At 70.2% G+C, this 17,741-nt stretch carries 18 protein-coding genes; 11 read left to right on the top strand and 7 right to left on the bottom strand.

Translation table 11 applies throughout. The features are described from left to right. Positions 1–98: 98 nt before the first annotated feature. The 4 genes from gatC to LG391_RS08285 all read left to right on the top strand — a co-directional run bounded on the left by gatC (position 99) and on the right by LG391_RS08285 (position 3,051). Positions 99–386 (top strand): Asp-tRNA(Asn)/Glu-tRNA(Gln) amidotransferase subunit GatC, encoded by a 288-nt coding sequence (gene gatC, locus LG391_RS08300; protein ID WP_225767503.1) that lies wholly within the window; start codon positions 99–101, stop codon positions 384–386. Then, positions 386–1,861 (top strand): Asp-tRNA(Asn)/Glu-tRNA(Gln) amidotransferase subunit GatA, encoded by a 1,476-nt coding sequence (gene gatA / locus LG391_RS08295; RefSeq protein ID WP_225767502.1) that lies wholly within the window; start codon positions 386–388, stop codon positions 1,859–1,861. Before gatC ends, gatA begins: the two co-directional genes overlap by 1 nt. Positions 1,862–1,863: 2 nt before the next feature. Beyond that, positions 1,864–2,361 carry a GNAT family N-acetyltransferase gene (locus tag LG391_RS08290; RefSeq protein WP_225767501.1) on the top strand — a complete coding sequence of 166 codons (498 nt, stop codon included), beginning with the start codon at positions 1,864–1,866 and terminating at the stop codon, positions 2,359–2,361. A 123-nt stretch (positions 2,362–2,484) separates the two neighbouring features. After that, positions 2,485–3,051 carry an NADPH-dependent FMN reductase gene (locus tag LG391_RS08285; protein WP_225767500.1) on the top strand — a complete coding sequence of 189 codons (567 nt, stop codon included), beginning with the start codon at positions 2,485–2,487 and terminating at the stop codon, positions 3,049–3,051. A 122-nt stretch (positions 3,052–3,173) separates the two neighbouring features. Here the strand turns inward: LG391_RS08285 and LG391_RS08280 are convergent, their stop codons facing one another. Next, positions 3,174–3,734 (bottom strand): helix-turn-helix domain-containing protein, encoded by a 561-nt coding sequence (locus LG391_RS08280; protein ID WP_225767499.1) that lies wholly within the window; start codon positions 3,732–3,734, stop codon positions 3,174–3,176. A gap of 117 nt (positions 3,735–3,851) precedes the next feature. On the opposite strand from LG391_RS08280, the gene LG391_RS08275 reads away from it, so the two are divergent. The 6 genes from LG391_RS08275 to LG391_RS08250 all read left to right on the top strand — a co-directional run bounded on the left by LG391_RS08275 (position 3,852) and on the right by LG391_RS08250 (position 11,097). After that, positions 3,852–5,027 (top strand): FAD-binding oxidoreductase, encoded by a 1,176-nt coding sequence (locus LG391_RS08275; RefSeq protein ID WP_225767498.1) that lies wholly within the window; start codon positions 3,852–3,854, stop codon positions 5,025–5,027. A gap of 85 nt (positions 5,028–5,112) precedes the next feature. Further along, positions 5,113–6,567, top strand: coding sequence for an Asp-tRNA(Asn)/Glu-tRNA(Gln) amidotransferase subunit GatB (gene gatB, locus LG391_RS08270; protein ID WP_225767497.1), 1,455 nt, complete (start codon positions 5,113–5,115; stop codon positions 6,565–6,567). Between the two features lie 16 nt (positions 6,568–6,583). Next, positions 6,584–7,834 carry a DUF4010 domain-containing protein gene (locus tag LG391_RS08265; protein ID WP_225767496.1) on the top strand — a complete coding sequence of 417 codons (1,251 nt, stop codon included), beginning with the start codon at positions 6,584–6,586 and terminating at the stop codon, positions 7,832–7,834. Positions 7,835–7,964: 130 nt separating this feature from the next. Next, a complete protein-coding gene (locus LG391_RS08260; RefSeq protein ID WP_225767495.1) occupies positions 7,965–9,212 on the top strand; it encodes a PQQ-dependent sugar dehydrogenase in 1,248 nt (415 codons plus the stop codon). A gap of 25 nt (positions 9,213–9,237) precedes the next feature. Next, on the top strand, positions 9,238–9,576 hold the full coding sequence (locus LG391_RS08255; RefSeq protein ID WP_225767494.1) for a cytochrome c: 339 nt from the start codon (positions 9,238–9,240) through the stop codon (positions 9,574–9,576). A 357-nt stretch (positions 9,577–9,933) separates the two neighbouring features. Further along, positions 9,934–11,097 carry a helix-turn-helix transcriptional regulator gene (locus LG391_RS08250; protein WP_225767493.1) on the top strand — a complete coding sequence of 388 codons (1,164 nt, stop codon included), beginning with the start codon at positions 9,934–9,936 and terminating at the stop codon, positions 11,095–11,097. Positions 11,098–11,100: 3 nt separating this feature from the next. Here the strand turns inward: LG391_RS08250 and LG391_RS08245 are convergent, their stop codons facing one another. After that, the gene (locus LG391_RS08245) at positions 11,101–12,111 is read right to left on the bottom strand and encodes a CorA family divalent cation transporter (protein WP_225767492.1); all 1,011 of its coding nucleotides are present in this window, start codon (positions 12,109–12,111) and stop codon (positions 11,101–11,103) included. 13 nt (positions 12,112–12,124) lie between these two features. Then, positions 12,125–13,708, bottom strand: a complete 1,584-nt coding sequence (locus tag LG391_RS08240; protein WP_225767491.1) for an inorganic phosphate transporter — start codon at positions 13,706–13,708, stop codon at positions 12,125–12,127. Positions 13,709–13,889: 181 nt separating this feature from the next. Here LG391_RS08240 and LG391_RS08235 point away from each other — a divergent pair, with 181 nt between their 5' ends. After that, positions 13,890–14,276 (top strand): YMGG-like glycine zipper-containing protein, encoded by a 387-nt coding sequence (locus tag LG391_RS08235; protein ID WP_225767490.1) that lies wholly within the window; start codon positions 13,890–13,892, stop codon positions 14,274–14,276. 3 nt (positions 14,277–14,279) lie between these two features. On the opposite strand, the gene LG391_RS08230 is transcribed toward LG391_RS08235, so the two are convergent. From LG391_RS08230 to LG391_RS08215, 4 genes are all read right to left on the bottom strand, one after another. Further along, positions 14,280–15,200 carry an arginase family protein gene (locus tag LG391_RS08230; protein WP_225767489.1) on the bottom strand — a complete coding sequence of 307 codons (921 nt, stop codon included), beginning with the start codon at positions 15,198–15,200 and terminating at the stop codon, positions 14,280–14,282. Positions 15,201–15,327: 127 nt separating this feature from the next. Then, on the bottom strand, positions 15,328–15,996 hold the full coding sequence (locus tag LG391_RS08225; RefSeq protein WP_225767656.1) for a hypothetical protein: 669 nt from the start codon (positions 15,994–15,996) through the stop codon (positions 15,328–15,330). Between the two features lie 654 nt (positions 15,997–16,650). Next, positions 16,651–17,061, bottom strand: a complete 411-nt coding sequence (locus tag LG391_RS08220) for a carboxymuconolactone decarboxylase family protein (RefSeq protein WP_225767488.1) — start codon at positions 17,059–17,061, stop codon at positions 16,651–16,653. 88 nt (positions 17,062–17,149) lie between these two features. Beyond that, entirely contained in the window at positions 17,150–17,716 is a 567-nt protein-coding gene (locus LG391_RS08215; protein ID WP_225767487.1) for an HdeD family acid-resistance protein, read from the bottom strand. Between the last annotated feature and the right edge of the window lie 25 nt (positions 17,717–17,741).

Raw genomic sequence — 17,741 nt, 5'->3', positions numbered from 1 at the left:
GGGTGTTACCTTCCGCGCCGCTTGCCGTCGGCCGTCCCCCGCGGTTCCGGCCCCATGCCGGCCCGGGGCGGCCTCCGATCCCCGGAGATGACTACGACATGTCGCTCGACAGAGCCACCGTCGCGAAGATCGCGCATCTGGCCCGCATCCGCCTGGACGAGGCGGACCTCGATTCCATGACCGGCGAATTGTCCAAGATCCTGGACTTCGTCGAGCAACTGGCCGAGGTCAATACCGACGGGGTCGAGCCGATGACCAGCGTGGCCCAGCAGGGGCTGCGGCGCCGTCCGGACGAGGTGACCGACGGCGGCTATCCCGAGAAGGTTCTGGCCAACGCGCCCTCGGCCAAGGCCGGGTTCTTCACCGTGCCGAAGGTGGTCGAGTGATGTCGAAGCCGACCCACCTGACCCTCGCCGGCGCGCGCGATGCGCTGAAGAAGCGCGAGATCTCCTCGGTCGAGCTGACCACGGCGCATATCCAGGCCATGGAGAGCCTGCGGGAGCTCAACGCCTTCGTCACCGAGACGCCGGACAAGGCGCTGGAGATGGCCAAGGCCTCCGACGCCCGCCTGGCGCGGGGCGAGGGCGGCCCGCTCGAGGGCCTGCCGATCGCCATCAAGGACCTGTTCTGCACCGAAGGCGTGCGGACCACGGCCGCCAGCCGGATCCTCGGCAACTTCGTGCCGCCCTATGAATCGACCGTCACCAGCCATCTCTGGCGCGACGGCGCGGTGATGCTGGGCAAGCTGAACATGGACGAGTTCGCCATGGGCTCGGCCAACATCACCTCGGCCTTCGGCAATGTCGAGAACCCCTGGCGGCGGCAGGATGGCGGCAACGCCAAGCTGGTGCCGGGCGGCTCCTCCGGCGGCTCGGCTGCTTCGGTCGCGGCCCGCATCGCCCTGGCCGCCACCGGCACCGACACCGGCGGGTCGATCCGCCAGCCCGCCGCCTTCACTGGCATCGTCGGCATCAAGCCGACCTATGGCCGCTGCTCGCGCTGGGGCGTGGTCGCCTTCGCCTCCTCGCTAGACCAGGCCGGGCCGATGGCGCGGACTGTGCGGGACGCGGCGATCATGCTGCGCTCGATGGCCGGCTTCGACCCGAAGGATTCGACCAGCGTCGACATGGCGGTGCCGGATTTCGAGGCGGCGCTGACCGGCGACGTCCGCGGCCTGAAGGTCGGCATCCCGAAGGAATACCGGGTCGACGGCATGCCGGCGGAGATCGAGCGCGTCTGGCAGCAGGGCGCCGAATGGCTGCGCGCCGCGGGGGCGGAGATCGTCGAGGTCTCGCTGCCGCACACGAAGTACGCGCTGCCGACCTACTACATCGTCGCCCCGGCCGAGGCCTCGTCGAACCTGGCGCGCTATGACGGCGTGCGCTACGGCCTGCGCGAGACCGGCGGGTCCCTGAACGAGCTGTACGAGAACACCCGCGCCGCCGGCTTCGGCCGCGAGGTGAAGCGCCGGGTGATGATCGGCACCTATGTGCTGTCGGCCGGCTATTACGACGCCTACTACACCAAGGCGCAGAAGCTGCGGACGCTGATCGCCCGCGACTTCACCGAAGCGTACAAGCGCTGCGACGTGATCCTGACGCCGACGGCGCCGTCCACCGCCTTCGCCATCGGCGAGAAGCAGGACGACCCGATCGCGATGTATCTCAACGACGTGTTCACCGTGCCGGCCTCGCTGGCCGGGCTGCCGGGCCTGTCGGTGCCGGCCGGCCTCGGCGACGACGGGCTGCCGCTGGGCCTGCAGCTGCTCGGCCGGCCTTTCGACGAGGAGACGGTGCTGCGCGTCGCCGGGGTGATGGAGCAGGCGGCCGGCTTCACCGCCCTGCCGCAGACCATTTCCTGACGATGACGGGCTTCAGCATCCGCCGGCTCGGGCCCGAGGATGCCGCAGCCTATCGGGAGATCCGCCTGGAGGGGCTGGAGCGCCACCCCGAAGCGTTCGGCTCCACCTACGAGACGGAAGCCGGGCTGTCGCTGGACGATTTCGCCCGGCGCGTCGAGGAGGTGCCGACCTTCGCGGCGGAGCGGGACGGCCGACTGCTCGGCCTCGCCGGGCTGGCTCTGGAGAAGACGGTCAAGCGCCGCCACCGGGGCACGCTGGTGCGGATGTATGTCCGGCCCGAGGCGCGCGGCAGCGGCGCCGCCGACGCGCTGGTCGAGGCGGTGCTGGACCATGCCCGGGCGGAAGGCCTGGACGCGGTGCTGCTGGCCGTGATCACCGAGGCCGAGCCGGCCCGCCGCCTCTACGAGCGGCACGGCTTCAAGGTCTACGGCGTCGAGCCGGGCGCGCTGCGGATCGGCGGCCGCGCCTATGACGACGAGCTGCGCATCCGCTTCCTGTAGGTCTCGGCTGCACCGAGCCCCACACCGCCATGGCGAGCCCCGAATAGGCGCGCTTGCGCCGGCGGCCGGCCGCCGCGAAGATCACGGCTTCAGCTCGACTCGCACCCGCAACGGGAGACTGCCGTGCCGCTCAAGCTCCACACCATCATCTGCAGCACCCGGCCGACCCGGATCGGCCCCGTGGTCGCCTCCTGGTTCCAGGAGATCGCCGCCGGCCATGGAAAATTCGATGCGTCGCTGGTCGACCTCAAGGATTTCGACCTGCCGGTGTTCGACGAGCCGGAGCATCCGCGGCTGCAGCGCTATGTGCACGAGCACACCAAGCGCTGGGCCGCCAGCGTCAGCGCCGCCGACGCCTTCGTCTTCGTCACGCCGGAATACAATTTCGGCCCGCCGCCGTCGCTGCTGAACGCGCTGAACTACCTGTATCTGGAATGGAATTACAAGCCGGCCGGCTTCGTCAGCTATGGCGGCGCCTCGGGGGGCATGCGCTCGGTCCAGGTCGAGAAGCTGACCCTGACCACGCTGAAGATGGTGCCGCTGACCGAGGCGGTGGCGATCCCGATGGCCTGGAACGCGGTGGCCGACGGCAAGCTCACCGTCCCCGAAGGCCAGGCCAAGGCCGCGACCGGGATGCTGGACGAGCTGGCCCGCTGGGCCGAGGCGCTGAAGCCGCTGCGGGCGAAGTAAGGCTCCAGCCCTTTATTTCACTGTCATGCCCGGGCTTGACCCGGGCATCCAGGGAGCGTCGACGCTCTCTGGATTGCCGGGTCAAGCCCGGCAATGACACCAGGGGGGATCCTGCTGTTGCCTCACCCCGCATGGATCCACAGGATCTCCGCCTCCTCCGGCCCGTCCGAGAGGACGGCGTGCGGCGTGCGCGTGTCGAAATAGAGGCTGTCGCCGGCGGCCAGGCGGAGCGGCGCGTCGCCGGCGAAATGCATCGTCACCGCGCCGGACAGGACCAGGAGGAACTGCTGGCCCTCATGCTGGTCCAGCGGCCCGTAGTCGAGCAGGGTCCGGGCCTTGACGCGGGCCCGCACCGGCGTGATGCGCTTGCCCGCCAGGTCAGCGCCCAGCAGCTCGTGGCTGTAGCTGCGGGTCTCATGCCGCGGCCCGGTGCCGGCCCGGGTCAGGCTGCGCGCCGCCGGGTCCGGCCGGGCCTCGCCGAACAGCCCGGCCAGGTCGACGCCGAAGCCCTGCGACAGCTTCAGCAGCACCTCGACCGTCGGCGACATCCGGCCGTTCTCGATCTTCGACAGGGTCGACTTGGCCAAGCCCGTGCGTTCGGACGCCGCCTCCAGCGTCCAGCCGCGGGTCCGGCGCAGCGCCTTCAGCCGCGGGCCGAGGCTCTGGGGCGCGTCTTTGTCCATGCGCCGCAGCTAAGCATGCGCCGCCACACATCGCATCTGTTTCCGATCGGAAAAATCCTGATTGCGGAGCCGCGGGCGGCGGCGTAGGAGTCGGGAAACTCCGGGCAGGGTGCGGGCATGGCGGACAGCTTCGACGTGGTCATCATCGGCGGCGGTGCCATCGGCAGCGCCGTGGCCTGCTTCCTGATGCTGGAGCCGGGCTTCGACGGCACGGTCGCGGTCATCGAGCGCGACCCGACCTACCGCACCGCCTCCTCGGCGCTGTCCGCCTCCTCGATCCGGCAGCAATTCTCCACCCCCTTCAACGTGGCGGTGTCCCGCTTCGGGCTGGAGGTGCTGAAGCATCCCGAGCGCTGGCTCGAGGTCGACGGCGAGGTGCCGGATTTCGGCTTCCACGAAAAGGGATATCTGTTCCTGGCCACCCCGGCCGGGCTGCCGGCGCTGCAGGCCAATCACGAGATGCAGTTGGGCGAGGGCGTCGCCGTGGACCTGATGGCGCCGGACCGGCTGGCCGAGCGCTTCCCCTGGCTGAACACCGATGGCCTCGCCGCCGGCTCTCTGGGCCTGGCGGGCGAGGGCTGGTTCGACGGCTACAGCCTGCTGCAGGCATTCAAGCGCAAGGCGCGGTCGCTCGGCGCCACCTACATCACCGACACCGTCACCGGCATCGACCGGGCCGGCGGACGGGTCACCGGCGTGACCCTGGCGCAGGGCGGCCGGGTCGGCTGCGGCACCCTGGTCAACGCCGCCGGGCCGCAGGCCGGCAGGGTCGCGGCGCTGGCCGGGATCGACCTGCCGGTCGATGGCCGCAAGCGCTGCGTCTTCGTCTTCGACTGCCGCCAGACGCTGGAGGGCTGCCCGCTGGTGATCGACCCCTCGGGCGTCTGGTTCCGGCCCGAGGGCAACCTGTTCATCTGCGGCGCCCCGCCCACGGGCGAGGACCCCGACACCGAGGACCTGACGGTCGATCACGGCCTGTTCGACGAGATGATGTGGCCGGCCCTGGCCGAGCGGGTGCCGGCCTTCGAGAGCCTGAAGGTCGTCAATTCCTGGGCCGGCCATTACGAGATGAACACGGTCGACCACAACGCCATCATCGGGCCGCATCCTGACCTGCCGAACCTGATCTTCGCCAACGGCTTCTCCGGCCACGGGCTGCAGCAGTCGCCGGCGGCAGGACGCGGCGTGGCCGAGCTGATCGCTTACGGCGGCTTCCGCAGCCTCGACCTGTCGCCCTTCGCCTTCACCCGCATCCTGGAGAACCGGCCGATCGTCGAGCTGAACGTGGTGTGACGGCGGCACCGCCGAAATCCTTGACACCGATGCCCCTTCCGCGCTCCCTGTCTCGCTTCCGGAGGGTTTGAGTGCGAGCGGTTCCATGTACACGATCGAGGGTGAGACGGGCGCCTGGGAGACGGTGATCGGGCTGGAGGTCCATGCCCAGGTCATCTCCAAGGCCAAGCTGTTCTCCGGCGCCGCCACCGATTTCGGCGCGGCCCCGAACAGCCAGGTCAGCCTGGTCGACGCCGCCATGCCCGGCATGCTGCCGGTGATCAACGACTACTGCGTCGAGCAGGCGGTGAAGACCGGCCTCGGCCTCAAGGCGCAGATCAACCGCCGCTCGGTGTTCGACCGCAAGAACTACTTCTACGCCGACCTGCCGCAGGGCTATCAGATCAGCCAGTACAAGGACCCGATCGTCGGGACGGGCGAGATCGTGCTCGACCTGCCGGACGGGTCGGCGCGCACGGTCGGCATCACCCGGCTGCACCTGGAGCAGGATGCCGGCAAGAGCCTGCACGACCAGTCGCCGCGCGAGACCTTCGTCGACCTGAACCGCTCCGGTGTGGCGCTGATGGAGATCGTGTCGGAGCCGGACCTGCGCAGCCCGGACGACGCGGCGGCTTACTTGCGCAAGCTGCGCTCGATCCTGCGCTATCTCGGCACCTGCGACGGCAACATGGAGGAAGGCTCCATGCGCTGCGACGTCAACGTGTCGGTGCGCAAGGTCGGCGACACCGCCTACGGCACCCGCTGCGAGGTCAAGAACGTCAACTCGATCCGCCACGTCATGTCGGCGATCGAGTTCGAGGCGCGGCGCCAGGTCGAGATCCTGGAGGGCGGCGGATCGATCGACCAGGAGACCCGGCTGTGGGATCCGAACAAGGGCGAGACGCGGTCGCTGCGCAGCAAGGAAGAGGCGCACGATTACCGCTACTTCCCGGACCCGGACCTGCTGCCGCTGGTGCTGGAGGACGGCTTCGTCGAGCGCATCGCCGCGACCCTGCCGGAGCTGCCGGACGAGAAGAAGGCCCGCTTCATGGCCGAATACGGCCTGTCGGCCTATGATGCCGGCGTGCTGGTGGCGGAGCAGGCCAAGGCCTTCTTCTACGAGCGCGCGGCCAAGGGGCGCGATCCGAAGCTGGCCGCCAACTGGGTGATCAACGAGCTGTTCGGCGGCCTGGCCAAGGCCGGCAAGGAGATCGAGGACAGCCCGGTGTCGGCCGAGCAGCTGGGCGGGCTGGTCGACCTGATCGCCGACAACACCATCTCCGGACGCATCGCCAAGGACGTCTTCGCCGAGATGATGGAGACCGGGCAGGACGCCGGCGCCATCGTCGAGGCCAAGGGGCTGAAGCAGGTCACCGACACCGGGGCGATCGAGAAGGTGATCGATGAGGTGATGGCGGCGCAGGCCGACAAGGTCGTCGAATACCGCTCGGGCAAGGACAAGCTGTTCGGGTTCTTCGTCGGCCAGGTGATGAAGGCCTCGGGCGGCAAGGCCAACCCAGCGCTGCTGAACGAGCTTTTGAAGAAGAAGCTGAACGGCTGACCGGAGCCGGACGGCGATGGACGATCTTACCGTCGCCCTCCGCCTCGGCGCCGCCCTGGCCGTCGGCCTGATCATCGGGCTGGAGCGCGGCTGGACCGACCGGGACCGGCCGGAGGGGCGCCGCGCCGCCGGCCTTCGCACCTTCGCCATCACCGGCTTCGGCGCCGGCGTCGCCGCAGTCCTGGCGCCGGATCTCGGGCCCGGCCCGCTGCTGCTGTTCCTGGCCGGGATCGGGGCCTACATGCTGGCCGCCTATTGGCGCGAGCAGGGCAGCCTGGGCCTGACCACCGAGGTCGCCATGCTGGTCACCGCCCTGCTCGGCGCCGCCGCCGGGACCGGGCACGACCTAGCGGGCATCGGCGGCGCCGTGGTCGTGGCCCTGCTGCTGCGCGAGAAGGCCCGGCTGCATGGCTGGCTGGAGCGCTTCACCCCGACCGAGACCGCGGCGGCGCTGCAGTTCCTGCTGATCGCCGTGGTCGTGCCGCCCTTCCTGCCTGACCGGGCGCTCGACCCTTGGGAGGCGATCAACCCGGCGAAGATCTGGTGGCTGGTGGTGCTGGTCGCCGGCCTGTCCTTCGCCGGCTATGCCGCGGTGCGGATCGCCGGACCCCGGGTCGGGACCCTGCTGACCGGGCTGCTCGGCGGCCTGGTGTCCTCCACCGCGCTGACCCTGGTCTTCGCCCGCCAGGCGCAGGCCGCGCCCCAGGCGGCGCCGGCGCTGGCGGCCGGCATCGTCGCCGCCTGGGCGGTGATGGTCATCCGCATCGGCGTGCTGGTCCTGGTCCTGCACCCGCCGCTGGCCCTGGCCCTGGCGGCGTCCCTCGCCGGCGCCGCGGCGGTGGCGATCGGCTGCGGCCTGTGGCTGTGGCGCGCCGCTTCCGACCGGACCAGCGAGGCGGCGCCGCCGCTCGGCAACCCGCTGGACCTCTGGTCGGCCTTGAAGATCGTGGCGCTGATCACGGCGGTGCTGCTGTTGTCGAAGGTGCTGGACGACACCCTCGGCGTCGCCGGCCTCTACCTGCTCGCCGCCGTCTCCGGCCTGGCCGATGTCGACGCGATCACCCTGTCGGCGGCGCGGCTGACCCAGGGCGGACTCGACATCGCCGCCGGCGCCACGGTGGTGCTGATCGCGGCCGGGGTGAACACCCTGGTCAAGGCCGGGCTCGCCGTCGCCCTCGGCGGCCGGGCGATGGCGCTGCGCATCCTGCCGGCGACGGTCGCGATGCTGGCCGCCGGCGCGGCCGGCATCATCCTTTCGGTGCCTTGATCCGCGAGCCCCTTCTCCGGATCGGCAAGCCGATCTACCCTGAGGCTGCGCAATCGTCGGGCGAATGACCGGCACAAACAGAAATTCCATTTCGGCAGCATCGCCCGGCATCAAAGAAGGGGGAGACGCCATGAAAGGGATTCGTGCGGTTCTGCTGGCAGGCGTCATGGTCGCGGTCTCAGGCGGCGCCTTCGGCCAGTCCAGCAACATCAAGAAGCTGCAGGACTTCAAGGTCACCGGCACCCCGCTGCAGCTGGAGACGGTGCCGCAGACCGGCGACTACGCCGACCAGATCCGGACCAACCTGCAGCAGGTGAAGCTGCCGCCGGGCTTCAGGATCGCGCTCTACGCCGTGGTGCCGGACGCCCGGCACATGGCGGTCGGCCCCAGCACCGGCATGGTCTTCGTCGGCACGCGCAAGACCCAGGTCTGGGCGGTGACCGACCGCAACAAGGACCGGGTGGCGGACGAGGTGAAGGTGTTCGCGCCCTCGGTCGACATGAAGGTGCCGAACGGGGTCTGCTTCTCCAAGGACGGCTTCCTCCATGTCGTCGAGCACAACCGGCTGCTGGTCTTCCCGGCCGCCGAGTTCTTCTACGAAGGCCCGGACACGGCGATCGGCGTGGTGGCGGAGACGCTGATCCCGGCCGCCGAGGAGTCCTTCAACCACGGCGCCCGGGTCTGCCGGGTCGGCCCGGACAACAAGCTCTACGTCTCGCTCGGCCAGCCCTTCAACGTGCCGCCGCCGGAGAAGGCCGCGCTGTATGGCGAGGCCGGCATCGGCGGCATCATCCGGATGGCGCGGGACGGCTCCGGGCGCGAGGTGTTCGCCCGCGGCATCCGCAACTCCGTCGGCATGGACTTCAACCCGGCCAATGGCGAGCTGTGGTTCACCGACAACCAGGTCGACGGCATGGGCGACGACACCCCGCCGGGCGAGCTGAACCGCATCACCGCGGCCGGCCAGCATTTCGGCTTCCCCTGGTATGGCGGCGGCACGGTCCGCACCGCGGAGTACAAGGACAGCGACCCGCCGGCGGATGCGGTGCCGCCGGTGGCCGAGATGGATGCGCATGCGGCCGATCTCGGCATGGTGTTCTACACCGGCAAGACCTTCCCGGAGCAGTATCGCGGCGGCGTCTTCTCGGCCCAGCACGGCTCCTGGAACCGCACCACGCCGGTCGGCGCGCGGATCATGTTCACCCCGGTGAAGCCGGACGGCAGCGCCGGCGCGACCGAGGTGTTCGCCGAGGGCTGGCTGGCCGACACCGGCGAGTATTTCGGCCGGCCGGTCGACATCGCGCAGCTGCCGGACGGTTCGCTGCTGGTTTCCGACGACTTCGCCGGCGCGATCTATCGCATCTGGCATGAAGGCTGAGACGAGGCCGACGGGAGGCAGGGTCATGCTCAAGCGGATTCAGGCGGGGCTGGCCCTGCTGGCGATGGCCGGGACGGCGGCGCCCGACGCGGCCTGGGCGGCCGGCGACAGCGCCGCCGGCCGGGCCAAGGCACGGCAATGCGCCGCCTGCCACGGGCTCAACGGCCTGGCGAAGATGCCGAATGTGCCGAACATCGCCGGCGAGAGCCCGATCTATCTCGAGAAGCAGCTGAAGGCCTTCCGCAGCGGCGAGCGGGCCGACCCGCAGATGTCGGTCGTCGCCAAACCGCTGAGCGACCAGGACATCGCCGATCTCGCCGCCTGGTACGCCGGCATCAGGTTCTCGGTGACGGTGCCGGAATAGGAGACGGGCCCGGATGCGAGACAGGCCACACCGAGCGGGTGTGGCCTGTCCCCGAATGCCGTCGGTCTGCACGTCGCCCTCGGTTGAACCTCCCCGGACGAGCCGCTCGGCCTTCTGATTTTTGAACGAAATGCCTCAGATTGAATGAAAATTGTATCAATCTTCGTGGGTGTCTATAATCTCTGTACTCTCGAAACACCCACAGGATGACTGAAAACCCATTCCGGTCCTATCCGCAAAATTGAGGGTGGCAACCTGACCCAAATGGACTATGGTCCTCGACAGGCCGGTGAAACCGGCCAGATGCCGCGGCGCAAGGCCGATCCCTTCGGTGTCCAGTCGAGGATCGTTCCCGAAATGGCGGATGATCTCCCGGACCTCATCGCGAGAATCTACGACGCGGCGCTCGACCACGGCCTGTGGGACTCGGTTCTCAACGATCTCGCCGGCATGTTCGCCGACGGCCACGCCAGCCTGTACCTGCTGCACGAATCCGACGACGCCGAGACCACGGCCTTTGAGGCGCTGGCCGCGACCAGCCGCTGGGATACGGCCTTCCTCGACAGCTATGCCCAGCATTTCTGGCGCCTGAACCCCTGGAGCGAGCGGGTCCTGAGCCGCGCCGTCGGCGAGGTCACGGTCAGCGACATGCTGGTGCCGCGCGGCACGCTGGAGCGGACCGAGTTCTATTCCGACTGGCTGCGGCCGCAGCAGCTGCTGTCCGGCATCGGCGGCACCTTCCTGCGCCGCGGCGGGGTCTCGGCCCATATCAGCGTGCTGCATGCCGAGCCGATGGCGGCACAGGAGACGGAGCGGCTGGCGGGGATGATGCGGCGGCTGCTGCCGCACTTCGCCCGCGCCGCCCAGATCCACCAGCGGCTCGGCGACGTGGTCACCCAGCGCGACGCGCTGGAGACCGGCCTCGACCGCCTTTCGATCGGGGTGATCCTGACCGACCCCACCGGCCGCGTCTCCTTCTCCAACCGGGCGGCCGAGGCGCTGCTGCGGGCCGGCACCGCGCTGCGGATCGACCAGCGCGGGCTGATCTGCGCCACCCAGCCCGGCGAGACCGCGAAGCTGCGCCAGCTGATCGCCTCGGCCTCGATCATCCTCGACGATCCGCGGCTCGAGCCGGGCGGCGGGCTGACCCTGACCGACTCGGCGGGCGGCGACCAGCTTGCGGTGCTGGTCTCGCCGGTCAGCCGCAACCGGCCCCTGCTCAGCCTGACCGCGCCCAAGGCGGCGATCTTCATCGCCGCGCCGGCGCCGGCCAACCAGCTGTCGCAGCCGGAGCTGCGGCGGCTGTACGGCCTGACCGCGACCGAGGCGCGGATCGCCGGCGAGCTGGCGGCCGGTCTGTCGCTGAAGGAGATCGCGACCCGTCTCGACGTCAGCTACGAGACCATCCGCAACCATCTCAAGAAGATCTTCATCAAGACCCGCACCAACCGGCAGTCCGAGCTGGTGCGCCTGCTGCTGCGCAACCTGCCGGCGATCGGCAACCGCACCGCGGCGGAATAGGGTTCAGAACATTCTCCGCCACAGCATCAGCGCCAGCGTCGCGACGCCGGCGGCCAGGATCAGCACCATCACCCACAGAAAGGCATCCGGATCCTGCAGGCCCGGCAGGCCGGCGACGTTCATGCCGAAGATGCCGGTGATCAGCGTCATCGGCAGGAAGATCGCGGTCAGCACCGCCAGCGCCAGCAGGCTGCGGTTCATCGCCTCGGCCCGCTGCGCCGCGATCTCCTCCTGCAGCATGCGGGTGCGGTCGATCACCTCGTCCAGGCTGCGGGCGGCGCGGCGGAAGCGCTCGGCGGCGGCGGCCAGGCCGGCGCGGCCTTCGGGGTCGGCCCAGTCCGGCAGGTCGTCCAGCCCGGCGGCGAGGACCACGCCCTCCGGCAGCAGATGCCGCCGCAACGCCGCGGCGCTGCGGCGGATGCGGCCCAGCGCCTGGCGGTCCTCGACGGTGCGGCTGGTCGACCGGTCGTCCAGCACCCGGTCCTCGATGCCGTCGACCTCGTCCATCAGCGACTCGACCGTGGCCTCGGCCTCCGCCGCCAGATGCTCGACCACCAGGGCCAGCATGGCCAGCGCGGTGGCCGGCGCGCGCCCGGCGGCCAGGCTGCGGTGGACCCCGTCGATCGCGCGCAGCGGATGGCGCCGGCCGGTGACGAGGAGGTTCGGCCCCAGGCAGAAACGCAGCCGGCTGATCTGGTCCGGCTCGAAGGCGAAGTCGTGGTGCAGCCCGTTGGCGGCACCGACCAGCCAACCGTCCAGCCGCTGCACCTGCACCCGGTCGGGCCCGTCCAGCAGCCATTGCGCCACGACCGGCGGCAGGGCGCCATGGCGGGCCAGCCAGTGCCGGGCGCGGGTGTCGGTCAGCTTCAGGTGCAGCCAGACCCAGCCGTCGCCCGCCTCCGGCAGCGGGTCGACCCCGGTCTGGCGACAGGCGCCGGACCCGGGGTCGAAGCGGTAGGCGGCGGCGACGGCCTCGCCGAAATGGAAGCTGACCGGGGCTCGTATCGCGTCCAACCCGGAACCCGGATCAGAACAGGTGCCGCAGCAGCCAGTAGAGCGCGGCGGCCAGGGCGATCGAGGCCGGCAGGGTCAGCACCCAGGCCATGATCAGGTTGCGGATCGTGCCCCATTGCAGGCCCGAGCGGTTCGCCGCCATGGTGCCGGCGACGCCGGAGGACAGCACATGGGTGGTGCTGACGGGCAGGCCGTAGACATCGGCGGCGCCGATCGTCGCCATCGCCACCAGCTCGGCCGAGCCGCCCTGGGCGTAGGTCAGGTGCTCCTTGCCGATCTTCTCGCCGACGGTGACGACGATGCGCTTCCAGCCGACCATGGTGCCGAGGCCCAGCGCGATGGCGACCGCGACCTTGACCCAGTCGGGGATGAACTTGGTCGCCTGGTCGAGATAGCCGCGATACTGGGTCAGCACCTTGCCGTCGTCGGCGCTGAAGGCCGGCGTATTGGCCTTGGCCATCTGTTTCAAGGCTTCGGAGGCCAGATACATGTCGTTGCGGATGTTGCCGACCTGCTCGTTCGGCACCGCGGCCAGCGAGCTGCGGCCGGCGACGCTGCGGTCGATCTCCTGCGTCAGGGCGACCAGCGCCGGCACCGTCTCCGGCGCGAGGGCCCGGTCGCGGACATAGGCGGTCACCGCCGCCCGCGCATCGGCCGGCGCAGCCGCGTCGCCGGTGTAGCGGGCCAGCACCCCGGCCGCCTGGTCCGACACCTGGGCGAAGGCGGCGATCTGCGCCTCCGGCATCGCCCGGTTCAGGGCATAGGCGGTGGGCACGGTGCCGATCAGGATCAGCATGATCAGCCCCATGCCCTTCTGCCCGTCATTCGAGCCGTGGGCGAAGCTGACGCCGGTGCAGGTCAGGACCAGCAGGCCGCGGATCCACAGCGGCGGCGGCTTGTTGCCCTCCGGCGCACGGTACAGCTCCGGCCGCTTGATCAGCGCCTTGGCGGCCAGCAGCAGCAGCGCCGCGGCGGCGAAGCCGATCAGCGGCGACAGCAGCAGCGACTTGCCGATGCCCAGCGCCTGGGACCAGTCCACACCGCTGGTGCCGGTGCCGGGGATGGCCATCAGCTGGTTCATCACGCCGACGCCGATGATCGAGCCGATCAGCGTGTGCGAGGAGGAGGAGGGCAGGCCGAAATACCAGGTGCCGACATTCCAGATGATCGCGGCGATCAGCAGGGCGAACACCATGGCGAAGCCGGCATTGCTGCCGACCTGCAGGATCAGCTCGACCGGCAGCAGCGAGATGATGCCGAAGGCGACGAGGCCGGTGGAGGTGAGGACGCCGAGGAAGTTCCACAGGCCCGACCAGACCACAGCCACCGTCGGCGGCAGCGAGTTGGTGTAGATCACCGTCGCCACCGCATTGGCGGTGTCGTGGAATCCGTTGACGAACTCGAAGCCCAGCGCGATCAGCAGGGCGATGCCGAGCAGGATGAAGGGCAGCAGACTCGGCGAATGGACGTCGCCGAGGTCGTTGACCAGGCTCCAGCCGGCATAGATGACGCCGATGATGAGCAGGGCGATGACGGCCAGTGGCGTCAGGCGGCTGAGCCCTCCTGCCGGCCTGGTGTCGAGCACGGACGTGGTCATGCGGGCCTCGCGGGCTTCGATCGGTACGATGCCGCCGACCCTACAAGCCGGATGTTACGGTTATGTTATGCTTTGCGGACGGTGCCGGGGCATGTGCTTTGGCCCGACTATGGTCTCATTTGTTTATTATAGTTCCCCGACGAAGAGAGGCCGTTTGTCGGCCCGATTGAGGGAGAGAGATATGGGCTTGAGCAGAGCAGCGGCCTTGACCGTCGTGGCGTTCGGCATTGCCGGCTGCGCCCAGCAGGTGCGGCCGATCATCGATCCCGCGACCTCGGTCGCCGGCGGGCGCAACTATGAATACGACCTGGCCCAGTGCCAGCAGCTCGCCGAGCAGGTGAATGCCGGTGGCCGCACGGTCGGCGGGGCGCTGCTCGGCGCCGGCGTCGGCGCGGCGGGCGGCGCGATCATCGGCGCCTTCACCGGCAATGCCGGGCGCGGCGCCGCGATCGGCGCCGGGGTGGGCGGCCTCAGCGGCGCGGTCGGCGGCGGCGCCTCCGCCGCCAACAGCACCCAGAACGTGGTGCGGAACTGCATGATCCGCCGCGGCTACGCCGTGCTCGATTGACGTTCAGGCTGCCGGCGTCCGCGCGGCCAGCAGGCACAGCCAGGTCCAGCCGACGGTGGCGGCCAGCACGGCGGTGACGTCGGACTGGTCGTGGGGCGGGCAGGTCTCGACCACGTCCGCCCCGATCCAGGCGACGTCGCCCAGCCGGCGCAGCAGCGCCAGCGCCTGCCACGGGAACAAGCCTCCGGCCTCCGGGCAGGCGACGCCGGGCGCCAGGCCGGGGTCGATGCCGTCGATGTCGAAGGTCAGATAGGCCGGCCGGTCGCCGAGCACGGCGCGGATCTGCTCCACCGTCCGGTCGATGCCGTCGAGATGCACGCTTTCGGCGGACAGGCCGGTGATGCCCTGGTCCCGGGTCCAGGCGGCGGTGGCGCGGTCGACCGGGCTGTGCAGCCCGACCTGCACCGTGGCCCGGGGATCGACCAGCCCGCGCTCGATGGCGTGGCGCAGCCAGGATCCGTGATAGATCCGGGCCGAGGGCGTGCCGGCCCAGGTGTCGACATGCGCGTCGAACTGCATCAGCGCCAGCGGGCCGTGCTTCGCCGCCGTCGCCTCCAGCAGCGGCAGGGTGACGGTATGGTCGCCGCCGAGGGCCAGCAGGCGGGCGCCGGCGCCGATCTGCTCCGCCGCCGCGGCGCGGATCGCCTCCAGGCTGCCGGCGATGTCGGCGGTGACCGGCGCCGCGTCCCCGGCATCGTAGAGATCCAGCCGCTCCTCCGGGCTCAGCCCCAGATCGGGATGGTCGTCGCCGGTCAGCGTCCGGCTCGCGGCGCGGATCGCGTTCGGGCCGAAGCGCGACCCGGGCCGGTTGGTGGTGCCGAAGTCGAAGGGCAGGCCCAGCACCGCTGCGGCGGGCCGGCCGCCTTCCGGACGGCGGCGATGCGGGGCATTGAGGAAGGTCGCGATGCCGGCATAGGGAGGCATGGGTCACTCCGGTCCGAAGGCGGGCCCGGATGGTTCGCGGCGGCAGGCCGGACTGTCAAGCCGGGCCGGGAAGCGGCGAAGGGCCGGCGCCTGGCGGCGCCGGCCCTTCGTCTTCCGGATCCGCCGTTCAGTGGCGGGCGCCGATCCTGGCGCCGCCGATGCTGATGCCGCTCTGATGCCCGCCCAGGCTCACGCCGATGCCGTTCTTGCCGCCCAGGCTGACATTGAGGCCGCCCTTGTTGGTGCTGGCGGCGCCGGTGCCGTCGTCGCCGATGCCGACATTGATGCCGCCGGAGTTGCCGGAGGCGGCCTTGCCGCCGAGGCCGACATTCAGCCCGCCGCTGTTGGCCGAGGTTGCGCTGCTGCCGAGCCCGGCGTTGATGCCGCCGGAGTTGCCGGAGGCGGCCTTGCCGCCGAGCCCAACATTGACGCTGCCGCTGTCGGAGGAGGCGGCGCCGTTGCCCAGGCCGGCATTGATGCCGCTGCGGTTGGACGAGGCCGCGCCGCTGCCGACACCGGCGTTGATGCCGGAGGTATTGCCGGAAGCGGCCTTGCCGCCCAGACCGACATTCACGCCGCCGGAATTGGCGGAGACCGCGCTGCCGCCGACACCGGCATTGATGCCGCCGCTGTTGTTCGAGGCGGCGCCGCTGCCGACGCCGACATTGAGCCCGCCGGAGTTGTGGGAGGCGCCGCCGGCCGCGCCGACATTCACCCCGCCGCTGTTGTTGCTGCCGGACCCGCTGCCGACGCCGACATTGATGCCGCCGCCATTGCCGGTGGCGCCGCCGCCCACCCCGACATTGATCCCCGCCGTTGCCGCCGCCGGAGCCTCCGCCGCCGCCCGAGCCCCGCCACCCGAGCCGCCGCCCCGGATCCGCCACCGCCCGAGCCTCCACCGGATCCGCCGCCGGAGCCTCCTCCGCCATGCGAGCCGCCGCCATTGCCGCCCGATGAACCGCCGCCGTTGCCGCCACCGCCGGCCGAGCCCGTGCCGCCCGTGGAACCGGTGCCGTTGCCGGTCCCCGTCCCGCTGCCCGTCCCCGTCCCGCTGCCGGTTCCATCGGGCAGGGAGGCGACGTTGATCCCTTCGCCGGCAGGCTCGAGGGCACAGCCTTTGCTGATGACAAGCTGCTGTTCTGCCGGCGACAGCTCGCGGAACGATTCGTTGCAGAGCTCAAACAGGTTGGAATTCGCCTGCGCCGCCGTCGATGCGAAGGCGGCGCAGGCCAGGGGGAGCCATAACTTCATGGCAGTGTCCTCTAAATCTGCTTATCGTGATAAATCGAGACCTGGAGGACCATATTCCGCTTGAATAGGGCGGAATATTTACTTTTCCGTAAACTGCTGATCGTAAATCTTTCCGAGATCCTATCGTTCTAGAACTTCAGGCAGTCGATACAGTGTTTCTAATGTCCGAAATTATATTACTTCAATGTGATAGAAAATTTCAGCCGGAACGTTGCTCCGTCCGGCGAAACGCTTCGTCGATCGGCACCTGCAGGCCGTTGGCCAGGCGGTTGGTCTCGTTCGCCATGCCGACCACGGCCAGGAGCTCACCCAGCATCTCGTCGGTCATGCCGGCCTTGCGCGCCGCCGCGCTGTGCGAGGCGATGCAGTAGCCGCAGCCATTGGTGGCGCTGACCGCGAGATACACCATCTCCTTCACCAGCGGGTCGAGCGCGCCGGGGGCCATCACCTCCTTCAGGCTCTCCCAGGTCCGCTTCAGCGTCGGCGGATGCAACGCCAGCGCCTTCCAGAAGTTGTTGACCCTGTCGATCCGGCGGGTGGCCATGATGTCGTCATAGACGGCGCGGACCTCCGGCGACGCCTCCTCGTATTCGATCAGCCCCGATGCCATGGCGATGCTCCTCGCGATTCCGATGCGGGCAGGGTGGCATGAGGCCCCGGGTGGCGTCACGCCGGCGCGGCGTCACGCGGTCGGGATGTCAGGCGGCGGGGGCGGCCGTGCCGCCGTGGTGCCGGGCCAGGCGGCGCAGGCGGAAGGCCAGGGTCAGCTCCAGCACCCCGACCACGATGGCCCAGGTGCCGATCAGCCAGACCAGCGACAGCGCGCCGGCGCCCGGGAAGAACAGGGCATAGGCGCCGAACAGCACCCACAGCGCGCCGGTCAGCGCCAGCAGCCACTCGCCCTCGATCTCGTTGCGCAGGCGGATGGCGGTGACGATCTCCATCACCCCGATCACGATCGCCCACACGGCAATGATGAGGACCAGCACGACCGCGGTCAGCAGCGGCCAGACCGCCGCGATGATCCCGGCGGCGACGCCGGCGACCCCGAGCAGGGCGTAGCCCCAGTTGCGGCCGCGGATGCCGACGACGATGCCCATCACCCCGTCGACCAGCGCATAGGCGGCGTAGAGGATGATCAGCACGGCCAGGGTGATGCCCGGCCACAGCCAGGCCAGGACCCCGAACAGGATGGCCAGGACGCCGCGCAGCGCGATGGCGCCCCAGTTGGCGGCAAGGGCACGAAGGACCGGCAGGTTCTGCATCGTCCGTCTCCCGCGGCATCCGGCC

This window comes from Inquilinus sp. Marseille-Q2685 (genome assembly GCF_916619195.1).
Lineage (GTDB): Bacteria > Pseudomonadota > Alphaproteobacteria > DSM-16000 > Inquilinaceae > Inquilinus.
Note: the sequence above shows the minus strand (reverse complement) of the source record. Positions and strands in the feature narration are given on the sequence as shown.